This is a genomic window from Thermococcus gammatolerans EJ3 (assembly GCF_000022365.1).
Lineage (GTDB): Archaea > Methanobacteriota_B > Thermococci > Thermococcales > Thermococcaceae > Thermococcus > Thermococcus gammatolerans.
Genome location: NC_012804.1, coordinates 71,879 through 92,206 on the forward strand (window position 1 = coordinate 71,879; position 20,328 = coordinate 92,206).

General features: G+C 53.0%; 21 protein-coding genes, 2 tRNA genes and 2 pseudogenes. 16 read left to right on the plus strand and 9 right to left on the minus strand.

Annotated elements, in window-relative coordinates:
* Positions 1–46: 46 nt before the first annotated feature.
* From TGAM_RS00405 to TGAM_RS00425, 5 genes are all read left to right on the plus strand, one after another.
* On the plus strand, positions 47–4,168 hold the full coding sequence (locus tag TGAM_RS00405; RefSeq protein WP_015857705.1) for an MMPL family transporter: 4,122 nt from the start codon (positions 47–49) through the stop codon (positions 4,166–4,168).
* A gap of 346 nt (positions 4,169–4,514) precedes the next feature.
* A complete protein-coding gene (locus TGAM_RS00410; RefSeq protein ID WP_015857706.1) occupies positions 4,515–5,354 on the plus strand; it encodes a radical SAM protein in 840 nt (279 codons plus the stop codon).
* 284 nt (positions 5,355–5,638) lie between these two features.
* Entirely contained in the window at positions 5,639–6,631 is a 993-nt protein-coding gene (locus TGAM_RS00415; RefSeq protein ID WP_048810944.1) for a hypothetical protein, read from the plus strand.
* 15 nt (positions 6,632–6,646) lie between these two features.
* Positions 6,647–7,618 carry a hypothetical protein gene (locus tag TGAM_RS00420; RefSeq protein ID WP_048810945.1) on the plus strand — a complete coding sequence of 324 codons (972 nt, stop codon included), beginning with the start codon at positions 6,647–6,649 and terminating at the stop codon, positions 7,616–7,618.
* A gap of 46 nt (positions 7,619–7,664) precedes the next feature.
* Positions 7,665–8,618: a hypothetical protein gene (locus tag TGAM_RS00425; RefSeq protein ID WP_015857709.1), complete on the plus strand. Its 954-nt coding sequence runs from the start codon at positions 7,665–7,667 to the stop codon at positions 8,616–8,618.
* Here the strand turns inward: TGAM_RS00425 and TGAM_RS00430 are convergent.
* From TGAM_RS00430 to TGAM_RS00440, 3 genes are all read right to left on the minus strand, one after another.
* Positions 8,615–9,772 (minus strand): M20 family metallopeptidase, encoded by a 1,158-nt coding sequence (locus TGAM_RS00430; RefSeq protein ID WP_048810946.1) that lies wholly within the window; start codon positions 9,770–9,772, stop codon positions 8,615–8,617. The genes TGAM_RS00425 and TGAM_RS00430 overlap by 4 nt on opposite strands.
* 196 nt (positions 9,773–9,968) lie before the next feature.
* A complete protein-coding gene (locus tag TGAM_RS00435) occupies positions 9,969–11,012 on the minus strand; it encodes a transglutaminase-like domain-containing protein (RefSeq protein WP_048810947.1) in 1,044 nt (347 codons plus the stop codon).
* Between the two features lie 21 nt (positions 11,013–11,033).
* A tRNA-Tyr gene (locus TGAM_RS00440) sits at positions 11,034–11,111 on the minus strand.
* A gap of 63 nt (positions 11,112–11,174) precedes the next feature.
* Between TGAM_RS00440 and TGAM_RS00445 the strand changes: the two genes are divergently transcribed.
* From TGAM_RS00445 to TGAM_RS00450, 3 genes are read left to right on the plus strand one after another with little or no spacing between them, the layout of a single operon-like run.
* On the plus strand, positions 11,175–11,759 hold the full coding sequence (locus tag TGAM_RS00445) for a hypothetical protein (protein WP_015857712.1): 585 nt from the start codon (positions 11,175–11,177) through the stop codon (positions 11,757–11,759).
* A gap of 33 nt (positions 11,760–11,792) precedes the next feature.
* Positions 11,793–11,933, plus strand: a complete 141-nt coding sequence (locus TGAM_RS11195) for a type II toxin-antitoxin system HicB family antitoxin (protein ID WP_014122775.1) — start codon at positions 11,793–11,795, stop codon at positions 11,931–11,933.
* 12 nt (positions 11,934–11,945) lie between these two features.
* Positions 11,946–12,515, plus strand: a complete 570-nt coding sequence (locus TGAM_RS00450) for an aldolase (protein WP_015857713.1) — start codon at positions 11,946–11,948, stop codon at positions 12,513–12,515.
* A gap of 4 nt (positions 12,516–12,519) precedes the next feature.
* On the opposite strand, the gene TGAM_RS00455 is transcribed toward TGAM_RS00450, so the two are convergent.
* Entirely contained in the window at positions 12,520–12,771 is a 252-nt protein-coding gene (locus TGAM_RS00455) for a UPF0147 family protein (RefSeq protein WP_015857714.1), read from the minus strand.
* A gap of 199 nt (positions 12,772–12,970) precedes the next feature.
* On the opposite strand from TGAM_RS00455, the gene TGAM_RS00460 reads away from it, so the two are divergent.
* The 4 genes from TGAM_RS00460 (at position 12,971) to TGAM_RS00475 (ending at position 15,879) form a co-directional block, all read left to right on the plus strand.
* Positions 12,971–13,732 carry a basic amino acid ABC transporter substrate-binding protein gene (locus TGAM_RS00460; RefSeq protein ID WP_048810949.1) on the plus strand — a complete coding sequence of 254 codons (762 nt, stop codon included), beginning with the start codon at positions 12,971–12,973 and terminating at the stop codon, positions 13,730–13,732.
* Between the two features lie 21 nt (positions 13,733–13,753).
* Positions 13,754–14,452, plus strand: coding sequence for an amino acid ABC transporter permease (locus TGAM_RS00465; protein ID WP_238516220.1), 699 nt, complete (start codon positions 13,754–13,756; stop codon positions 14,450–14,452).
* Complete coding sequence (locus tag TGAM_RS00470; protein ID WP_015857717.1) at positions 14,439–15,203, plus strand: amino acid ABC transporter ATP-binding protein; 765 nt, start codon at positions 14,439–14,441, stop codon at positions 15,201–15,203. The genes TGAM_RS00465 and TGAM_RS00470 overlap by 14 nt, the downstream gene beginning before the upstream one ends.
* A gap of 106 nt (positions 15,204–15,309) precedes the next feature.
* A complete protein-coding gene (locus TGAM_RS00475) occupies positions 15,310–15,879 on the plus strand; it encodes an amino acid ABC transporter permease (RefSeq protein WP_015857719.1) in 570 nt (189 codons plus the stop codon).
* A gap of 3 nt (positions 15,880–15,882) precedes the next feature.
* On the opposite strand, the gene cobO is transcribed toward TGAM_RS00475, so the two are convergent.
* Positions 15,883–16,410 carry a cob(I)yrinic acid a,c-diamide adenosyltransferase gene (cobO, locus tag TGAM_RS00480; protein WP_015857720.1) on the minus strand — a complete coding sequence of 176 codons (528 nt, stop codon included), beginning with the start codon at positions 16,408–16,410 and terminating at the stop codon, positions 15,883–15,885.
* 80 nt (positions 16,411–16,490) lie between these two features.
* Between cobO and TGAM_RS00485 the strand changes: the two genes are divergently transcribed.
* Both TGAM_RS00485 and TGAM_RS11325 read left to right on the plus strand, forming a co-directional pair.
* Positions 16,491–17,318 carry a DUF835 domain-containing protein gene (locus TGAM_RS00485; protein WP_015857721.1) on the plus strand — a complete coding sequence of 276 codons (828 nt, stop codon included), beginning with the start codon at positions 16,491–16,493 and terminating at the stop codon, positions 17,316–17,318.
* A 142-nt stretch (positions 17,319–17,460) separates the two neighbouring features.
* Positions 17,461–17,670 (plus strand): annotated as a pseudogene (locus TGAM_RS11325) (EVE domain-containing protein); the annotation flags it as partial.
* Between the two features lie 761 nt (positions 17,671–18,431).
* On the opposite strand, the gene TGAM_RS00490 reads toward TGAM_RS11325, so the two are convergent.
* A tRNA-His gene (locus TGAM_RS00490) sits at positions 18,432–18,508 on the minus strand.
* A gap of 142 nt (positions 18,509–18,650) precedes the next feature.
* On the opposite strand from TGAM_RS00490, the gene taw3 reads away from it, so the two are divergent.
* Positions 18,651–19,280 (plus strand): tRNA(Phe) 7-((3-amino-3-carboxypropyl)-4-demethylwyosine(37)-N(4))-methyltransferase Taw3, encoded by a 630-nt coding sequence (gene taw3 / locus TGAM_RS00495; protein WP_015857722.1) that lies wholly within the window; start codon positions 18,651–18,653, stop codon positions 19,278–19,280.
* Positions 19,281–19,374: 94 nt separating this feature from the next.
* On the opposite strand, the gene TGAM_RS00500 is transcribed toward taw3, so the two are convergent.
* The 3 genes from TGAM_RS00500 to TGAM_RS11200 form a co-directional block, all read right to left on the minus strand.
* Positions 19,375–19,617, minus strand: a complete 243-nt coding sequence (locus TGAM_RS00500) for a PIN domain-containing protein (protein ID WP_015857723.1) — start codon at positions 19,615–19,617, stop codon at positions 19,375–19,377.
* A 118-nt stretch (positions 19,618–19,735) separates the two neighbouring features.
* On the minus strand, positions 19,736–19,930 hold the full coding sequence (locus TGAM_RS00505) for a hypothetical protein (protein ID WP_048810950.1): 195 nt from the start codon (positions 19,928–19,930) through the stop codon (positions 19,736–19,738).
* The gene (locus TGAM_RS11200) at positions 19,927–20,094 is read right to left on the minus strand and encodes a hypothetical protein (protein WP_169302020.1); all 168 of its coding nucleotides are present in this window, start codon (positions 20,092–20,094) and stop codon (positions 19,927–19,929) included. The genes TGAM_RS00505 and TGAM_RS11200 overlap by 4 nt, the downstream gene beginning before the upstream one ends.
* A gap of 102 nt (positions 20,095–20,196) precedes the next feature.
* Here TGAM_RS11200 and TGAM_RS11415 point away from each other — a divergent pair.
* Positions 20,197–20,241 (plus strand): annotated as a pseudogene (locus TGAM_RS11415) (hypothetical protein); the annotation flags it as partial.
* Positions 20,242–20,328: the final 87 nt, after the last annotated feature.

Below are 20,328 nucleotides of genomic sequence, written 5' to 3' on the forward strand. Positions count from 1 at the left end.
TTTACATATTCATGACAATCATTTAAAAATCTTTGGGGGTGTCAAGATGGCCTGGAACGAGTGGATTGCAAAGCACCCAAAGACAGTGCTGGCAATTTGGGTGGCGCTTATCCTTATTCTAGCACCTTTAGCAGGAAAGATCGGTGAGCTGACCGATTACAGCACCGAGCAGATGGTGTCGCATAAGATAGAGTCAATCAGAGTTCAGGACATCATGAGCGAGGAGTTCACAAAAGCCCAGAACGAGAACATGACGTACCTGATAATAACCAACATCAGCGTCAACGACGAGAACGCGAGGAAGGCCTACTACGCGTTTAAGGACCGCGTAGAAGGTAGGTACGCCACGAACGTAACCTCCTACTACGACGCCCTCGACATGCTCTGGGATATGGACTACAACCTCACGCTGAACATCACGAGGATGACGGCCAACATCACGGGCATTCTTTACGAGGCTGTGATCAACAGCGAAAAAGGCTTTGGGCAGGTGCTCAACCTCATGTACCATCTCAAAAACACGACGGAGATGACCAAAAACAGCCTCGTGGGCGCCGCCCAGGGTTATCTCGCACTCAAGAACAACTTAACCTTCCTCTGGAACCAGACCGTTCTCCTCCGGAATGCCCTCAACCAGACGGATTCTGCCTACGTCGCCCTCCACAGAAACCTGACATCAACGAGTGAGATGCTCAGGAGCCTCAACTCTACGCTGATAGAGCTCAACAGTGGTCTCTATGCTCTCAACTCGACATATGGGAAGACGTACGTAGGGGTCATGGTCGTTCACAAGGCCATCCTGGCCACTGGGGCCTACGATAGGGGAAACCTTACTCAGGTCGAGGCAGAGGTGATAGCTAACCAGACGGGGACAACTCCAGAGTTCGTCTATGCGGTCTTTGACGCCGTCTACCCGATTTATGCACAGGGTGGAAGCCTCGCGGTAACGGACACCCTCCTTGCAAACGTGACAAAGGCCATAGTTCTTGCTGGAACCCCTGACGACCAGAAACCCCTCGTCGAGGCCTATGGGACAGCTTTCTACCTCGGCGTCAAGGCCTTCGACGAAAAGGTCGGAAGTGAGTACGCCCTTCAGAGCATGAACGAGTCCCAGCTGATGGAAACGGTTTCGGGGATAGCATCGCAGGCCCTTCAGAGCCTGCCCCAGATTATCGCCCAGGGCAACCAGACGGTGAGTGTGCCCGGCTTTGGAACCCTCGATGCAAAAACGTTTGCCTCAATAATTGAGACCGCGATTTCGCTCGGCCCAGAGCCAGCCCCCGAGGCCGTTGAGAACGCAACCGTCCAGCTCGGGCTAGGGTTCACCGCAAAGGCACCTGAGAATCCTCTCGCAAACGTCGAAAACCCGGAGGAAATCCTGAGAGTCCTCCTCGTCAGGGGGCCGACTCCAGAGCTCGAGGCCGAGCTCCTCACCGCGGGAATGGCCAAGATGATGAACGGCACCGCCGGCCAGCTCGGCCCCGTCATCGTCCAGACGGTAATGGCCTACGACCCAACTGCGGAGGGGGTTCTCTCGAAGAACGCGAGCGTGCTCGAAGAGGCCACCCTGAAGGTCATAGAGGGAATGGTGGGCAACATCGGGATTGAGCTGGATGAGAACGTCCTGAAGGCCATCTACGAGAGCAACGGGGACGAGAGGGTAATCGAGGACATCGCCAAGGAGCTCCTCAAAGAAGGAACCATCAAGCAGCTTGAGAGCGCAAACGTCCCGGAAGCAGAAAAAATAGCTGAGAAAATCGTCGAAACCGTTACAGCGGATCCGGAGGGAATAATAAGCGGCGAAAGGCTCGAAGACGCGACCATCGAGGTAATCGCGAGCATGAGCGAGGGCATGGTTCCGGAGGGTGTTGACATAGACATCTCCGAGGTCGTGAAAGAGCTCTACGAGGGCGCCGACCCGAGAACCGTCGCGGAGAACCTCTTCCTCAAGGGCGCGGAGGAGCAGATGAGCCAGATGAACGCCACAGCAATACCTGAGGAGTTTAAGGGAGTTTTCATGAACCTCACGAAGGCCGTCGTCAAGAACTACCCGCTGAGCGATGAGGAAATCGAGAGCCTCGTCAAGGAAACAGTCCTCTCGATGATATCGAGCTACGCAAAGGACAACCCCTACGGAGTCGAGCTGAACTTTAACGAGACCCTTCTCGCGGATATAGCCTTCCGTTTCAAGGATGACCCAAGTGCGATAACGAGGGAGGACGTCAGGCCCCTCGCGGAGGAGCTCTGGCCCGTCATCAGGGAGAAGGCCGGAACCTATCTCAGCATGCTCAAGAGCGAGGACAACACCACGATTCTGATAACCTTCGTGCCCTTTGGAAAGCCGGGCCCGGACAGAGACGAGTACCTCTACCGCGCCCAGAACGCCACGAAGGTCAAGGAGATAGCCCTTGAGGAGTTCAGGAAGTACTTCCCAGAGGCCTCTGGAGCCCTCGGTGGAACGCCAATTCAGATGCACGAGATGACCGAGTACGGCAAGAAGGACAACCAGAAGACAAGCCAGGCGAGCATCATAAGCGCCCTCATCGTGCTGTTCATCCTCATGGGAGGTGCTCTGCTGGCGACGTTCCTGCCCTTCACTGGCGTCGCGACATCAGCACTTACAGCTTTAGGAATAGCGTACCTGCTCGCGAGGAGTGGAATCCTCAACATTGGAAGCTGGGCCCAGATGCTAACCATAACAACGGCCCTCGGCCTCGGTATAGACTACTCGACCTACTACGTCCACCGCTTCAAGGAGTACATAGCCGAGGGCTACGACCATGAGAAGGCCGTCGCAGAGGCCCTCAGGAGGGCTAAGGACGCCGTCCTGGCGAGTGCCTTCACGGACATCATAGCCTTCGCGAGCTTCGTCCTGGCCTGGGAGTTCCCGATATTCCAGCAAATGGGAATGGTTGTCCCATTAGCGGTCATAGCGGTGCTCCTAGCAAGCCTGACACTCATCCCTGCAATAACGGCCCTCATAGGCGACAAGCAAATATTCTGGTGGCCGAGGCACATAAAACACATCGAAACGCTCGACGTCCACGAGAGGAGCAGAATAGCCGAGTGGGTTGTCAACCACGCCAAGGTCGTCCTGCTCATAGGCCTCCTGATAGCGGTTCCGGCGACGTACACGTTCTTCAACTTCGAGGGAACCCATGACATGAGCCTCTTCCTGCCTGAGGGAAGCGAGACCCTCACCTTCATGCAGCTGAGCCAGGAGAAGCTCGGAGCGGCCATAACCTCGCCGAACTACGTCATAATCGACCTCGGCCACAACTTGACTGACGAAGACCTCAAGGTGATAGACGAGATAACGGCCCATGTAACGAGAATGGAAGGCGTTAAGGCGGTCTACTCTCCAACCAGACCCTACGGCGAGCCGGTGAGCAACCTGACGCTGTCAGCGGTCAAGGCGCTCGGCGGGGACAGGTTCATCTCAAGCAAGGGAGACAAAGTGATGATACAGGTGGAGTCGGTTTACGAGCCGACCGAGGAGGGAGCCAAGAAGCTCGTCAGGGCTTTAAGGAGCTACATGGCCGAGCTTGAGAAGGAGGGCAGGATAAAGGAGGGACTCGTCGGAGGAGGGGCGGCGCTCTCGATGGACCTCACCGACAGGATAAACGACATCTTCTGGCACAGGATAATCCCAGTGGCCCTCGTGCTGATGTTCCTCTCGCTGATACCGACGCTCAAGGGACTGCCTGCTGTGGTATCGACGATGATGACCATATTCCTCGGCGTCATGACGAGCATCTGGGTCTCAACGTGGCTCTTCGGCAGGGTCTTCGGTAAGGAAGTCATGTGGTTCCTGCCGCTGATGGTCTTCGTTGTGCTCATGGGAGTCGGCATTGACTACAACAGCTTCTACCTCGTCAAGGCCAGGGACGAGTTCGAGCGCCGTTCACCGAAGGATGCACTGGTGGTCGCAGCGGGAACGATGGACATGCTGGTAATCGGCCTCGCGGTGGTTCTGGCGAGCACCTACGGCGCGCTGATGCTCAGCAGCACGTGGGGAATGAGGGAGATAGGCTTTGCATTGGCCGCTGGAGTCCTGCTGACGGCGACGATGGCGGTGTACTTCATAGGCCCGGCCTTCATGAGCCTCTTCGGCGAGAAGGCCTGGTGGCCCCTGTTCAAGAACCACAAAGAGGCCAAGAAGGAGTGACTTCCTTTTTCCCATTTTTGTCCCGGAAGGGTTTTAGCCTCTTTTCACTTTTCTCCAGTTGGAGTCTCATTCAGAAAGGTGGCCAATGAAGGGGGCAAAACCTCCGTTCTGAGAGGTGAATTGTATGACAGAAAGAAAGAAGCTGAAGATATACATCCCCGGAATCAAATTTCCCTCGCAGAACCGGGGGGTTTCACCCCCCACGTCCTTGCTAACCCCCTCCCCCCGAAGGTGGGGCTTCGCCCCACATAGAGGGGGAAACTACGTTTCCCATACCCTTCCTTCTTTTTTAAACACTGGAGGGGGCTCCGCCCCCTGCAACCCCCTGCTCTGAAAGGTGATTGAAATGGAAGCAGAAAAAAAGAAACTGAAGATATACATCCCCGGAATCAAATTTCCCTCTGTCTCGCTCACGGGGAGCTACTGCGCCCTCAACTGCGCCCACTGCGGGAGACACTACCTCGAGGGTATGAAGAAGCCCAAAAAGGGGGAGCTCGTTGACTTCTGCCTCAACCTTGAGCGCTCCGGCGGTCTGGGCTGTCTGCTCAGCGGTGGTATGGACTCCCGCCTGAAGGTGCCGATTGACAAGTATGCGGACGAGTTAAGGAAGATAAAGAGGAGAACGAACCTGAAGATAAACGCCCACGTCGGCTTCATAGATGAGAGCGATTTGGAATGGCTGAAATACGTTGATGTCGTCTCCCTTGACTTTGTCGGCGATGACGACGTGATAAGGCGAGTTTACAGGATAGACAAGACCGTAGAAGATTACCTTCGCATAGTTGAACTTCTGACCGAGAACGAAATTCGCGTGGCGCCCCACATAACGATAGGCCTCGATTTCGGGAGAATCCACTGGGAGTACCGGGCGATTGACCTGCTCATGGAGTATCCAATAGACGTCCTCGTGCTGGACGTTCTCATCCCGACGAAGGGGACGGAGATGGAGAACGTCCCGAAACCGGGCGTTGAGGAGAGCCTGAAGGTCGTAAAATACGCGCGCGAGCGCTTCAACGGAGAGCTGAGCATAGGCTGCATGCGCCCGACTGGAAGGTGGCGTCTTGAGTTCGACAGGGGGGCGGTTTTGGCGGGCGTTGACAGGCTGACGAACCCGCCGAGGAAAGTCATCGAGTGGGCAAAAACGGTGAGGGACGTTGAGATAATCTACGAGTGCTGCGTTATGTGACGCCCATATTAAACGTCCATGTTTTCTGATTTTATCACCCTCAATTAGACGTAGATTTTTAAGAGTAAACGCCCTATATTATTCTGCCAATTAGGAGTAGCGGTATATAGGGAGGACCTTGACGGATTCAACGTGAAGGGGGTAAATCAGGGATGGAATTGAGCAGGGCAAGATGGAGTGTGAAACCGGAGAACAATGGTGACAGTCATGCAAAATGGTGCCCAAATTCGCCCTAAAACCGGCCCGTACACTGGTGTTGGTTACTTTATGGAGGTGGTTTGGGGATGAAGAAGCTCCTTGCCGTTTTTGGTTTCTTTTTGATTTTTCTCCTGCTTTTTGGCTACTTTTACCTTCCGAGCGAGAGCATGGATGAACTATACAAGAAGATCCCAGAGCAGGTTAGGGAAAATTCGCAGTTGATAGCGGCTTACTACTCTTCCCAAACTGGCTTTAGCGGCTTCAGAGAGTATCAATTCGCGTTTTACAATCCAAAAGAGCGGACACTCAGCATTTACACGTTCAAAATCTCCAAACTCTTGAAAGTCTGGCCAAGAATGACAGAAGACAAAATCTCGTGTAAAACCCAGCTCAATTACTCCGTACTGGCCACCAGCCCAGAAAAACTCAAAAACTTCAAAAACTGTGACAATTGTAGAGTCCTCCTCTACACGGGCAGGATTTACAAGAACGAAGAAATTGAAAACATTTACCCGTCAATCGAACAGGTAATCAAGGGCAAAGAGAACACCACCTACGTGAAACTCTCCCTCCTCAAAGACTCAGAAATCACCACCGGAACGATCATAGAGGTTCACGGTGACATGATGTTTCCTACGGACGATATTTATTATGGAAAGGGTTTGCTTTATTTGCCCAGTCCTATGGTTAATCTCACGAGGGGTGTTGTGGTTGAATTTTTGCCAGTGGACAATGAGACCATCAAGCGGGTTATCCACTATCCTGACAACGTTACCCTCTCCGACGAGTTCAAAATCACAAAATACCACAGGGTTAACATTACACCAAACATGACGTGGACCCCAAAAGAAATCCCCCTCAAACAAATCCTCCAAAAACTCAACTCACTCCAACACCAAAAAACCATAGGAAAAAACACAAGGGTGCGGTTCCATATATTCAAAGATTCTGGAGAAGTGTACGCATGGATAAGATGGATAGACAAAGACAAGAAAATTCACGCCGAGCTGAGAATATATCCCCCGGGGAGCATTGATAAAAGGAGATTCGACTATATTTACGAATACTATTGCAATTAAAGAGGTGGTTTGGGAATGAACATTGTTAAGGCTTTGTTTGTTTTTCTTTTCGTCTTTCTCCTCCTGCTTGGGGGGTTAGCTTACACCAAGCACGCGAGAAACGAAGAGCTGAAAAACCCAAAATTCGTTTACGAGCACTACCTAAAAACCTATGAAGCCCAGAATTACACCCTCCTCGGAGTTTACTTCGAGCTCGATAAGGGTTCAATAATAACCCCCTGGAAGCCTAAGTGGGAATTCTACCTTTACAACCCCTCCGGAAAACTCGTAAAGCTGACAATAACGCCAGACGGAGAGAGCAAAGAAGAACTCGCAACAATCCTCCACTACACGAACTTGACAACACCAGTAAGCCAAGTCCAAAACCTACCAAAATACGAGGAGGGATTCAGGGAGATAGTATACCTGCCTAAAAACGGGAAACTGATAAGTCATCCGGCAAGGAGTTACAGTGAGTTCAGGAAAGTATGCGTAAAACTCAGCAGAATCCTCGACAATGGAACCTTCAAACTAATCAGGACAGTCCACGGGGTTAATGCGGTCAGAAACCACGAATGGCTAACCTTAGAAAACACTAGCCTTACGGGTGGAATCTTGGCTTTCACAACGTCAAACGATCCGCTTTGTGAGGGTACTTGGCTGGTGGTTGAGCCGTACAATGAAACGCACGATCTGGTGAGGGTCATTTACCCGCACGGGAATGCAAGCGCGTTAATAAAAGCACTGAACCAGCCGGTCTTTCAAGGAAAGGACTACTTAGGGCTTTTGAAAAAGATTGACGAGAGTCCATGTGTGGATGTAGAGAGCACTTTAGTGAATGCTACTGGAATTTACGTTAATCCGCACGCTCAGGAGATTTTTAACCAAACGGCGCCAAAAGCAATAAAGGAGAGGAAGTGTTTCACGATCATACAGGTGATAGTTTTGAAGAACGGTACGGTGAAAACATGGGCAAGAGGAACAATATGGTGTGCCAGAAGAGACTAAATCCCCACACACCAACACTGGCCACTTCACATGAGGTGATCTGGGAATGAAGCGCTTGCTTTTGCCCTTCATTATTTTTGTGCTGGTCTTCGGGTCGCTGTTAGCTTACGACCACAGGGAATCATCATGCTTCAACTCACCAACCTGCGTGCTGGAGAGAGCCGGACTCGACAAAGAGAATCTGCTCCTAATCTACAAAGACCTAGCCGGATGGGTGGCTATAACCTACACGGACGGAACACTGAGGGAAGCCCAGGTAACCCTAAAGAGAGAATTCCCAACATCAAAAATCGTGGTCAACGAACGGGCGGTGAAAACCGAGATAAACTACAGCCCGCTGGTGTTCTCAATCCGCCAAATCCCCCACTTCCCCCAAAGGGAGCAGTTCTTGGCGATAAAAGTGAACGGTACTGTAACGGTGCTGAAGGGGGAAGAGCTGGAGCATGTTCTAAGAAACACCCCAAAGCTGGAAGGGATCCTTGAAAAATGCAACAACTGCACGTTAATATTCGGTGATAAGTCCAACCGCCCCGGAGTGGACAGAAATCCTCTGATCGGCGGTTACTTCGTGTTTCCGACAGAGGTCAAATGCGGGTACTCAACCTGGATAACGGTCGTCAAGGACGATAATTCTGCCGGCATTATTGCTGTTTATCCCCTTATGGGAGCTTGGTGGAAGCTTCAAACCCAAAAAGCAAACACCCTCTATCTGGGACCTTCCACCCCTTCCCATAATCTTGGACAGAATGTGCGAAGGCAGGGAGATCCTCATAAACGCATCAGGAGTCATTGTAAACCCTTTCCCGTCCAAACTGTTGGAGGAAGAAAAAGGCTTATGTCCGAGGGTGGACAAAATCACAATTTACCCCAACGGAACCGTCGAAACCCTCAAGTACATGAAAAAATGTGTCCTCGCGCAGCGCGGCAAAAACTGAGGAGGGAGAACGAGACGTGGAAAAAGATGAGCATGGGAACTCCTGCTGGAGGGAAGGAAAGCTAGGAAGGTACGTAGTCCTTCATCTCCACGAGTTCGGCGAGCCTTTTACCGCTGCCCAGTACTCTGAGGAACTCCAGGTAGGTGCCCTTGACGCGCTCAACTGAGGAAACGCTCACCCACTCATCGGCCCCGTGCCAGTTGCCGCCGATTGGGCCAAAGACTATCGTCGGGACTCCCAGATAGGTGCCGAAGTAGTTGAAGTCGCCGACGCTCTTTCCGTAGATTTTCTCGGGAGTTCTGCCCCAGAGGATCGAATGGATCCGCGACATCATCGAGACGAACCTGTTGTTCTCGCGAACGAGGTATGGCAGCATCTCGGGGGTGGGGCGGGGGAATTTGGATATCTCCAGCTCCCCTCTCATCCCAACCTTCTCCGCGGCCTTTCTGAGCTCTCCAACGACCCTCTCCCAGTCCTCACCGATCACGACGTGCCTGTCGACTATCGCCTCGGCCTCCTCCGGAACGCTCAGCCCGTCCGCCTCGCCGTGGGCGTAGAGTGTGCAATACGAACCGGAACCGAGACGGACGTGCTTCTTCGTCTTTATTCTCGGGAGGAACGCCAGGAGCTTGGACATTTCCTCAATCGCGTTTATTCCGTTCTCGGGCCGTGCGGCGTGCGCCTTCTTCCCCCTGACCCTCAACCGGATCACGTACCTGCCCCGAGCACCGAGCATCAGGTTCTCCCCGGTTGGCTCGGCTATGAGAACGAGGTTCGCGTCCTTAACCTTGTTCTCCTCGATGAGCTTCCAGGCACCCCGGGAATAGCCCTCCTCGTCGACGACCGCCGTGAAGAGCACCGTAGGCCTTTTCCTCCGGGGGAGGTATGAGGCCTCAACGAAGGCTGCCATGAGCGCGGCGAGACCACCCTTCATGTCAGCACTTCCCAGGCCGTAGAAACGATCGCCGTCGAGCTCGCCCCACGGGTTTCTCGTCCAGCCCGAGCCAAGGCCGACGGTATCCATGTGACCGTTGAGAACGACGGTTAGCCTCTTTCCCTTGATCCGTGATATAACGTTGCTACCAAAACCTTCGACCTCCTGATACTCAACGGAGAGCCCATGTTCCTCAAGAAACGAACCAATGAAGTTCGAAATTTTATCTTCCTCTCCAAAACGGGAGGGAATTGATACAAGTTTTTTTAGTAACTCTAACTCCATAACACCCACCGGTATAAAAATTGGAACTTAAAGTTTAAATATCTTTCTAATCGTTGGGGCCTTTATCTCAGAGAATATACAATCCAGATTTCAGAAAAAGAAGAAATATACAGGAAAGAGTTCCAATGCTACAATGAAATCCAATAGGAGTACAGCAGTGTAGAGATTTCTCCGGAAAATTGGAAAACCATCAACCCTATCCTGCCAGATAGAGGGTCAGCGTCAGGTTAACCCCGCTCTTGGAGAGCTCAAGCCAGAAGGCACGGGACTCGCGAAGTTTTTTGCCAAGCTCACTCTGGGTCCCCATCTGATCGAGCATGTAATCGACCATCTCATCGCGGGTGATAGGCAGGTAGTAGTCGGCGTAACCAGGGAAAATGCCCTGCCAGAGGGATACCCAGTGATAGCGCTCCGATACACCTTCATCCGCTATTCTGGGGAGCGTGGGATCGGGAACCACGTTGTACCTCAATTCAAAAGACCTTACGAGCTCCTCCGACATGGATTTGAGATCCCGCTCGCTCATGTTGTAGTCCTGTGCCAGAAAATCTCTCCAGGAGAGCTCGCTGTACCTTTCCATAACGATTCTGCCCCCTCTCCAGGAGAGCACATAGACGGTGGCGCGGGATATGTGGGCGGGATCATCAACGTAGAGCGCCCAGTGGCGGTAATAGGCCCCAAGATCCATAAGGGGCGGGTGCTGATCCGCAACGAGGTATCGGCCGTTTACAGATACGGCAGCGGTCAGGTGACCAACGTCTGAATCATTGAACTCTATCGAGAGAACGTAAACCGGGGAGTGGTTCATAACCAGGAGAAGCCCTGCGGTCAGTAGTGCGTAATCGCCGCATATTCCCCTGCCCCGGGAGATGAACTCTGAGGGCGGTATGAACATCGGTTCAGTTCTGTTGCGATCGTAATTGAGGTGCTCGTCCTCCCAGGTAAGAACGTTCCATGCGGAGCTCACGGCGTCCTCTCCCTTGAGGGCAACGGAGATGTTCCTGAGCACGGAGAGTTCGTTAGGATCGTTGAGGTAGCGCTCAAAGGCCTCGGTTACGAGGTAGTCCTCAGCGCGGGACGCAACCCGCTCCCGAAGCCCCTCAAACTCATCAAGAACCGGGCGGGGGAGGTACTTCTTGGTTAGAGCGCCGTCGTTCAGGGAAACGTCAAGGGTAACCCCGAGGAGAAGCAGTACTAAAACCCATGATAGAAGCCGCATAGCCTTTGAGATTGCCCCCATCGAGAACACCGAGAATTCTGGTGGTCCCGCGGCCCGGATTTGAACCGGGGACCTGCGGATCTACAGTCCGCCGCCACTCCCAGGCTAGGCTACCGCGGGACCCTACAGTTAGCCCGATCCATTATCCCCGGGGCAGGTTTATAAATTTTTCCCTCGGAGTACATGCGGTGGGAGAAGATGAGGGAGCCGATAACCGTCGCGGTTCCTCTCGCGAAGAGGATGAGGGACGTCATGGTCACTGAAAAGCGTCTCCCGGGCGGGGACGAGGTTAGGGAATTCCTGAGGGAACTTGGGCTTGAGGAGCTCTACGCGGGAAAAGGGATAGCACTCTTCAGGAGCGGGGACGTTGTGGCGCTTCTGTTCCCGAGGGAGAGCTTAGTCGTTGACGTGATCCCGGCGAGCGGAGAGGTAAGCGACGCGCTTGAGATCATAGCTTACCACGACAGAAAGCTCAACTCTCTTATCCTTGAGATACTGCCTGCGAACGATCTGGAGTACGAGGGCAACATAGGGCTCGAGCCCGTGATAGTGAACCTCGAAACCGGTGAGCTCGAGAGCAATCCCGTTCTGGGCGACTTCGAGGAGGAAAAGGACGGCATCTACCTCGTCGTTGATAGGGAAACCCTCGAGCGCTGGAAGGAAAACGGAAACATCGAAACGTGTCCCCTCTGCGGCGGCGAACTCGCGTGGCGCGGGAAGAAGGCGGTCTGTCTGGACTGCGGTTACGGGGTTAAGGTTAAAGATTAAGTACCATGCCAACGAAGAATACACGGTGAGAGCATGATAGTCAAGTTCGAGGTATATTTCGACGGTGAGTACTGGTGTGCCAAAGGCATAGATGATGATATCTTCACCCAGGGGAAGACCCTCGATGAGCTTATGGAGAACATAAGGGAAGCCGTTGAAGTGCACTTTTCTTGAGAGGTGATTTCCATGAGCCGAATAGCAAAACGCCAGCTCGTTCTCTACTCGAGGAAGGCCCACGAGCGCGGTTTAACTGCAGCTTTCGGCGGGAACCTGAGCGTCCGCGTCGGAAATTTGGTATTCATCAAGGCGACCGGAGCGGTTATGGACGAGATGACCGATGAGCAGGTGGCCGTGATAGACCTCAGCGGAAATCAGCTCTCGGACGTTAGGCCCTCCTCCGAGTACAGGCTTCATCTGGCCGTTTACAGGGTAAGGCCTGACGTTAAGGCAATAGCTCACCTCCACCCTCCGTACTCGATAGTCGCCTCGACCCTGCTCAAGGGAGAACTGCCGATAATAACGCCCGAGGCCGAGATATACCTGAAGAGGATTCCAATTGCACCCTTCCGCCCGGCGGGCACAGAGGAGCTCGCGGAGGTCACGGCAGAAGCCTTGAAGGAGGCGGACGCGGTCTTGATGGCGAAGCACGGAATCGTGACCGTCGGAAAAAGCCTGAGGGAAGCTTTTTACAAGGCGGAGCTGGTCGAGGAGAGCGCCAAACTCTGGTACCTGAGGGGAAATGAGCGGAAAAATTAAAGGCTCACTTCACCTGCTCAAGGGCACCGAGAACCTCCCAGATGATGGTCCTCGTGTGCATGGGCATGTTGGGGTCTTCACTGATCTCCTCGAGGATGGCTATGGCATCCGCCGCCCTGACGGCGGGCTCCTTGCTCTCATCCAAGAGAATCTCTATGGCCTGCTCGGCGGCGCGCCTTATGTTCCGGGGAACAACGGTGTCCTGAACGACCTGCTCCTTGAGAACCTGCACGATCTGCTGAATCAGCTCGCTCATTCTATCACCCCCTTCCGATTATCCTAAAGAATTGTTACTAAAACCTCCCCGGCTTATCTTAAGCTTTCCTAACTAAAAAGCTTTTCGGTTGAGTGATCTTCTATAGCCGGGCCAAGCTTTTTTGGGTTTGTAAAACTCAAAATGGACCAAAAACAATATAAACGCAACGGCACCTAAAAGCCAATCGGTGGTATCAACAATGGACGGGAAAATTATCGGTGGGCTTTTGGTTTTAATGCTGGCTGCCGCGGTTGCCTCCAGCGGTTGCATCAGTGGCGGCTCAAAGGAGAAGGTTTTGGTCGTTGGGACCAGCGCCGACTTTCCGCCGTTCGAGTATAAAGACCCGCAGACCGGGAACATAACGGGCTTTGACATAGAACTCATCAAGATGGTGGCCAAAAAAGCGGGCTACGACAAAGTTGAGATAAAGGACATGGACTTCGATTCCCTAATCCCGGCCCTTCAGACAGGGAAGGTTGACGTCGTAATAGCCGGAATGACCATAACCGAGAAGCGCAAGCAGGTCGTTGATTTCAGCATTCCCTACTGGAAGGCGGATCAGGCCGTCGTCGTCAGGAAGGACTCAAGCATCACGGTCAGCTCCCTTGACGACCTGAAGGGTAAGGTGATAGGCGTCGAAAAGGGAACAACCGGCGCGATTTACATTAAGGACAACCTCGGGGATCAGGTCACGCTCAAGGAGTACAACAGCTACGTCGCGGCGCTTCAGGCCCTCCTGAACGGTCAGGTTGACGTCCTCGTCATAGACTCGCCCGTTGCCAACATGTTCACCAACAAGTACGACGTCAAGGTTGTCTACACAATAAACACGAACGAGCACTACGGAATAGCTGTTAAGAAGGGCAACAAGGAGCTCCTCGACAAGATAAACAAGGCCCTCCAGGATATCATGAACTCGCCCGATTGGAACAAGCTCGTTGAGAAGTACTTTGGAAGCTGACCTCTTCTCTATTTTTTGGAGGTGCCACGCTTGATTACCTCCACGAGCGTTCCGTTAGACATTGCCCTCAGAATGCTCCTGAACGGTGCTAAAACGACGATAGTCCTGTCGGTGTTCTCGATCCTTCTCGGCCTTCTCATAGGTCTCCCCGTCGCACTGATGGAAACCTACGGGGGTAAAACCCTGAGGCGGGTCGCGATGGTTTACGAGGGGACGCTGAGGGGGATCCCACTCCTCGCGATATACTTCGTGATCTTCTACTCGATGCCGATGCTCATCGGTTTGGGGCTCTCACCGTTCTTAGCCGCCGTCGTCGGCCTTGGGATACGCTCATCGGCCTATCAATCCCAGATATTCAGGAGCGGCATACAGGCGGTTGATGAAGGGCAGATAGAGGCGGCGCTCTCGCTCGGAATGAGCCAGTGGCAGATAATAAGGCACATCGTTCTTCCGCAGGCGCTGAGAATGTCTATTCCAGCCTGGATGAACGAGTACGTCATAGTCCTGAAGGACACGTCAATAGCACTGGCCCTCGGCATAGTGGAGCTCACGAGGCAGGCAACTTACCTCGTTTCGATCACGGCGGAGCCCTTCAGGTACTACGGACTGGCGGCGCTGTTCTACCTCGCGATGGTTCTGCCCCTGACTTACCTCGCGAACTGGATGGGTAAGAGGTACGGAATAAAGGGAACCGGAGGGGCGATGGATGTCAGACTCTGATAGGGTTCTGATCATAAGGAACCTCACGAAAAGGTTCGGCGAAAAACCCGTTCTGAAGGGGATCTCCTTCGAAGTTGAGAGGGGAGAGACAAAGGTCATCATCGGGCCCAGCGGGGCCGGAAAGAGCACCCTCCTCAGGTGCATAAACAGACTCATTGAGCCAGATGGGGGGGAGATAATATTCAACGGAACCAACATCCTGGAAAGGGGTGTGGACATAAGGAAGATTCGAGCCAAGATAGGCTTCGTCTTCCAGCACTTCAACCTGTTCAAGCACCTCACCGCCCTTGAAAACGTTAAAATCGGCCTCAAGGTCGTCAGGGGGATGAGCGACGAAGAAGCCGAGAAGAAGGCAATCAAAGCCCTCAGGATGGTCCACCTGGAGGAGGACGCGTTCCACAAGTACCCGGCCCAGCTCTCGGGCGGCCAGCAGCAGCGCGTTGCAATAGCGAGGGCACTGGCAATGGAGCCTGAGATAATCCTCTTCGACGAGCCGACCTCGGCCTTAGACCCTCAGCTGGCCGGAGAGGTGCTCGACGTCATGCGCGAGCTCGCGAAGAAGAAGGTCACCATGCTCGTCGTGACCCATGAGATAGGCTTCGCCCTCAACGCCGCCGACGAGGTGCTCTTCTTTTACGACGGTGTAATCTGGGAGAAGGGAAAGCCGGAGGAGATCCTCTACAACCCGAAGAGGAAGGAAACCAGGGAGTTCCTGAAGAGGATAGCTGATCTCTCGGTGGGGGGACCGTGATGGTCTGGGAAACGATAGCGCGGTACCTCCTTCACGGACTCGTCGTTACCCTGGAGCTCACGATCGTGGGCTTCATAGGCGGCTTCGCTTCGGGTTCCTCTTAGCTGTGGCCAGAACCTACGGGGGGAGGCTTTCAAGGGCACTCTCGGCAACCTACATCGAGCTCATCAGGGGAACGCCAATGCTCCTCCAGCTCTACATAATCGGCTTCGGGCTCCCGCTTGTGATAAGGGACCACTTCCCGAACTTCGTCATGGATCCAACGGTGGCGGCGGCCCTAGGGATGGTCATCAACAGCGCGGCCTACCAGGCGGAGTACATAAGGGGTGCCTTCAACTCCATCGAGTACGGCCAGGTTGAGGCGGCCCTCTCACTGGGGATGACGAAATGGGAGATAATAAGGCACGTGATCTTCCCGCAGGCCTTCAGAATAATGCTCCCGAGCTGGACCAACGAGATGGTCTACCTGCTCAAGTACTCATCGCTGGCGATGCTCTTAGCTGTCCCGGAGCTGATGTACGAGGCGAGCGTGGCAGCGTCCCAGACATTCCTCTACGCCCAGATATACCTCGTCGTCGCTGGGATCTACCTCGTTTTCGCCACCCTGATAATAGGGATAATGAGGAAGGTGGAGCTCAAGCTCCACATACCGGGCGTCACCACGATAAAAAGGTAGGCGTCAGTACTCCACGCCCCTCCTCGCTATCACACCCCTCTGGTAGGGGTGCTTTATTTCCCTCATCTCAGTAACGTAGTCTGCCAGCTCGAAGAGCTCCTCAGGGCAGTAGCGGCCCGTCAGGACGAGCTCGGTGTGGGGTGCTTTGCTTTTTATCAGCTCCCTGACCTCCCCAACGTCCAGCATGTTGAAGCCGAGGGCGACGCAGACTTCGTCGACGATCACCAGATCCCACTCACCGCTTGAGGCGAGCTCCTTTGCCCTTGCGAGGGCCCTCTTTGCCGCCTCAATGTCCTCCTCCGTCGGTTTGCCGTGAACGAACTTCGGCAGGCCGAAGGACTCTATCAAAGCTCCACACTCCTCTATCTTCTTCTGCTCCCCGTAGGCCTTCGGAGCCTTCATGAACTGAACTATCGCGACCTTTCCGCCGGAACCGAGCATTCTAACGGCCAGGCCAAAAGCGGCGGTAGTTTTTCCCTTCCCGTTGCCAGTGTAGATGTGCACCAGTCCGAGCTTGTCTTTCCAGGTCACGGACATCACCATGGATAAATCCTCCAACTCCTTAAAAAACCCTCGAAACCGTTAAAAATCAGCGGATCCAATCTGCAAACATGGTAATGATCCGCTCCCTCTGGTATTTTATCAGAGATCTCACAGTCCTCATCCTCTCCCTCGGAATAGTCTTTCTCCTTCTCTCGATAGGCAAGAACACGAAGAAAAACCTCGGGAGCAGGTACTTCGTCCTGAGCTTCAACGTTCTCGTGGCCTCGTTCATCCTGGTGGCCATTGCCGAGTTCATCGGCGTCCTGCTGAGGACGGACGTGCTCTGGGGAAATAAGTTGATGATGGATGTTAGATCGGTGATCCTGACCCTCGGGGCGGTTCTCCTCTTCGTCTCCTCCATAATGGTGTACCTGCCCTTCTCCCGCAACGAGTACACGATAGTACCGATAGTCACCGAGCCCCTGAACCCTTCAATCTACGGGGCCTACTGGGGGGACGAGAAAGGGGCCTCAAAGGCCTTCGTCAGGCTCGTCAAAAGCCTCCACCTGCCGGCGATAGTGCTGAGCAGGGATCCGCCGGAGGTCTTCCGCTCCAAACTCGGCCTGAAGCTCGTTCCGGTCATCTGGATATCCAAGGTCAGCCACGAGGATGCAGTTGATCCGAGGAGGCTCCCCTACCTCCTCGACCGCATCCTCAACTTTCTAAAGTCCACCGAGACCGACAAGGTCGTTCACATCGACTGCATTGAGTACCTGATGCTCGAGAACGGGGACGAGGCGATGCTCAAGTTCGTGACGAAGCTCAAGGATCTGGCGTCCCTGCACAGGGGGATAGTGATAATCTCCATTGAAAAAAGTGCAATCGACGAGAGAACGTACCACGTGCTTGCCTCCGAGCTCAGACCCGTTGAAGAGCTTGAGAAGATGCTGGGATGACATGGTGGAGGATTGGGATCCGCTTGAGCAACTTGTTAGTTAGGAGTGACTTCCGAGTACTTCAATATTCCGATGATCTTCTCCGATGCCCTTTGATTAGTTTGGGACTTGCAGATAAATCGTCCGCGTTGAGACACCTCACAGAATCTTCAAGAGCCCGCCACACCTCAACGAGAGTTACCCGCTGAGGATTAAGATCAGGCCAATAAAGCTCGGCGAGCTCGACTTCAAGCCGCTGGTTCCAAAGCTGAAGTTCATCACCAACAAGAAGCGCTGGAGCGGCCACCTGATGGGCAAGGCGATGAGAGAAATCCCGGAGGAGGACTACCGGCTCATCGAAGGCCTGCTTTGACTTTTCATTTTGACTAACAACCTCGAATTTTTTTGATGGTTGTTATTCATTCTGTCAAACTTAAAAAGAAGTCACAAAATATTTTGATCAAATTGATCAAACCCCCGCACAAGCGGAGTTATTAGGATGTGAGAACGTTAGCCCCCAGTAAGATTGGCTTGCACAGAGCTTAACCAAAGAAGACGCCCTCTTTTCGTCAACACTAAAACTTTGGGAGAAGTCCTATCAAAGGTCGTGATTTTCCTCATATCTCCCCTATTATCGTGGATTTTTATACTCCTGGGGTTTTAGAGGAATGCAGTTCTAACTTGGCTCTCGAAGAGGGTTTGCTCTTTTTAGCGCTCCATAGGAGCGCGAGTTGGAGTAAACCCACTTGAAAGTTAGCCATTAAGAGCGCATTCAACCGAAAAACAGTCCCTTGAACCCGAAAATCATTACTGCAAAAGAGCACCTTGGATAAGAATCACGAACCTTGATCAAACTTCGCGCTCAGCCTTTAAGAAAGGCTGGCGAAAAGATTGCCCTTCTCATCAAACTGGCAGAAAAATCAGTCGTGCACTAGTCAAGTGCAACTTTGACTGGGGTTTAACACTAAATGAAGCCTTCCACGTAGTTTCAACTTTATTGTTGGCGTCCTTCGGACGCCGTTTGTAGAGTGAAACACTCACAGAAGAGCAAATTTGAGCTTAAACCCCTCTAAAATCAAACCTTTAGAAAAAGCACCTAATCTTCCGCCAGCGCTTGCTTTACAAGGGCTGTTATGGGGCCGGGGCCGGGATTTGAACCCGGGCTAGGGGATCCACAGTCCCCTGTGCTGACCAGGCTACACCACCCCGGCCACGTCCAGCTTAAGCTTTCGAGTTAGATTTATAAAGTTTTCGTCAGATGCCGCAAGAGAAAGTAGCTGATCCGGTATTAACCCAATATTGAAAACCAGACGCGGTTAGAGGCCGATTAAAAACTTTAGAGGGGGCCAACGGATGAAGGCAAAGCGGGAAGCGCTGGTCAGCCTCTTCACGGCAATGAGAGAGGGCAAAGTCGACGAGGACATAATAGACCTCCTCCTGCTCATCAACTCAATCAGGGGAATCTACACGACGAGCTCATGCTCGGGCAGGATAGGAATCATCGAGGAGCCTGCCCTGGGGGCCAAACCCCTTAGCAGGTGGCTGATCAAGGTTCACCGCGAGATGGAGTTTGAAGAGGCAAAGAGGGCTCTAGAAAAGGCGAGAGAAGGCTTAATCTTTCTCAAAAGCCAACCCCCGATTTTTCACGTTGTGGCTGAAGACCTTGAGAGGGCCAAAAAGCTCCACGAGCTCGGTTTAGCCAGCGGTTTCAAGTATACGACATTCAAGGTAATCTCCAACCGCTACCTCGTCGAGATAAACGCCACTGAGTATCTAACCGCTCCACTTGGTAGGGATGGAGAAATCCTCGTCAGCGACGACTACCTGCACTTCGCCATTGAAATCGGCAACTCGATGTTGAGACGCTCGAAGGGCAGGCTTCCGAGGCTGATGAAGAACTTTGAAAAACTCCGGGAGGAGCTCGGGGAGGATGAGCTCTTCTACGAGCTGGCGGAGGAGTTTGGAATAGAGTCTGCAGTTTAAAACTTTTAGAGTTTTGGCGCTTCTCTTGAGGCTGAGTCTCTCTTTTGGAACACTATCTCAAGCGCCTCGCGGTCGAGGTAAACACCCAGGGCCATCACCTCTTTCGGGGTTTGTACAATTTCACCCCAAAGTCCCTCATCCTCTCAAAATGGTCAATGTTCGTGGTCCACACGGTATAGCCTTTAGCTATCGCGGTGGCGCCGATGAGTATATCAGCGTCATCGATTAGCTCTCCTTTCCTCTTCAAGTGCCTGTATATTTTCGAGGCCGTGAGGATTATTACGTTGTCAAGGGGCTCAACCTTGAACAGCTTCTCCAGCCTCTTAAGAACTTCCACTCTCTTTCTCTCACTGCGGATTCACCTCACGAACTCAAAGAGAGTGATGATTGAGATTGCCGAGCCTGAGTATTCTTCGAGCTTTCTGTCATGATACAAGTCAATTAAAACGCTCGTATCAATCAATATCCCCGAAGTCCCTGAACGAGACCCTCTTCTTTGAGACTTCCCTTTTGATTTCATCGAGCTCCTCCTCCGAAAGAAGTTCATACAACTCGCTCGCCGTCTTCTTAACCTCAAGCGCACGCTTTAACTCCCTCGCAAGAACCCGCTCCGGAATCGAGCCGCCATACACCTTGACCCTGACCTTCACTCCTCAAGCACCTCCACCCTAACCCTCACCTTTTTCAGCTCCTCCTCGCTCGCGCCCTTCTCTCGAAGGTATCTGAGGACAATCTCCCTCACCATCTTCCGAATCTCGCTAACGCTCATTCCTTTGGGAACCTCAACCACAATCTCGCTCCTGGTCGCTCCCATAAAGCTCCCTCGCTTCTTGTTCTCGCCTAAGTATAAAACCCTAACGCCAGCCAAAGGAGGGCCGAGACCAAAGCGGCCGCGTGGCTCAAGCAGAAGCTCTTCATCTCAACGCTACTCTCCAAGAACCTCTCACTGGGGCAGAGGCAGAGGATTGGCCTCGCGAGCGCTCTGGCAAGGAATCCAAGGATTCTAATCCTCGATGAGAGCAAGAAAAAGGGAAGGGGAGCCCATAAG

What these genes read in the sequence shown, in the direction of transcription:
- TGAM_RS00405 (WP_015857705.1), top strand. Translation starts at nt 47, where the DNA reads ATGGCCTGGAACGAGTGGATTGCAAAGCACCCAAAGACAGTGCTGGCA.
- TGAM_RS00410 (WP_015857706.1), top strand. Translation starts at nt 4,515, where the DNA reads ATGGAAGCAGAAAAAAAGAAACTGAAGATATACATCCCCGGAATCAAA.
- TGAM_RS00415 (WP_048810944.1), top strand. Translation starts at nt 5,639, where the DNA reads ATGAAGAAGCTCCTTGCCGTTTTTGGTTTCTTTTTGATTTTTCTCCTG.
- TGAM_RS00420 (WP_048810945.1), top strand. Translation starts at nt 6,647, where the DNA reads ATGAACATTGTTAAGGCTTTGTTTGTTTTTCTTTTCGTCTTTCTCCTC.
- TGAM_RS00425 (WP_015857709.1), top strand. Translation starts at nt 7,665, where the DNA reads ATGAAGCGCTTGCTTTTGCCCTTCATTATTTTTGTGCTGGTCTTCGGG.
- TGAM_RS00430 (WP_048810946.1), bottom strand. Translation starts at nt 9,772, where the DNA reads ATGGAGTTAGAGTTACTAAAAAAACTTGTATCAATTCCCTCCCGTTTT.
- TGAM_RS00435 (WP_048810947.1), bottom strand. Translation starts at nt 11,012, where the DNA reads ATGGGGGCAATCTCAAAGGCTATGCGGCTTCTATCATGGGTTTTAGTA.
- TGAM_RS00445 (WP_015857712.1), top strand. Translation starts at nt 11,175, where the DNA reads ATGCGGTGGGAGAAGATGAGGGAGCCGATAACCGTCGCGGTTCCTCTC.
- TGAM_RS11195 (WP_014122775.1), top strand. Translation starts at nt 11,793, where the DNA reads ATGATAGTCAAGTTCGAGGTATATTTCGACGGTGAGTACTGGTGTGCC.
- TGAM_RS00450 (WP_015857713.1), top strand. Translation starts at nt 11,946, where the DNA reads ATGAGCCGAATAGCAAAACGCCAGCTCGTTCTCTACTCGAGGAAGGCC.
- TGAM_RS00455 (WP_015857714.1), bottom strand. Translation starts at nt 12,771, where the DNA reads ATGAGCGAGCTGATTCAGCAGATCGTGCAGGTTCTCAAGGAGCAGGTC.
- TGAM_RS00460 (WP_048810949.1), top strand. Translation starts at nt 12,971, where the DNA reads ATGGACGGGAAAATTATCGGTGGGCTTTTGGTTTTAATGCTGGCTGCC.
- TGAM_RS00470 (WP_015857717.1), top strand. Translation starts at nt 14,439, where the DNA reads ATGTCAGACTCTGATAGGGTTCTGATCATAAGGAACCTCACGAAAAGG.
- TGAM_RS00485 (WP_015857721.1), top strand. Translation starts at nt 16,491, where the DNA reads ATGGTAATGATCCGCTCCCTCTGGTATTTTATCAGAGATCTCACAGTC.
- taw3 (WP_015857722.1), top strand. Translation starts at nt 18,651, where the DNA reads ATGAAGGCAAAGCGGGAAGCGCTGGTCAGCCTCTTCACGGCAATGAGA.
- TGAM_RS11200 (WP_169302020.1), bottom strand. Translation starts at nt 20,094, where the DNA reads ATGGGAGCGACCAGGAGCGAGATTGTGGTTGAGGTTCCCAAAGGAATG.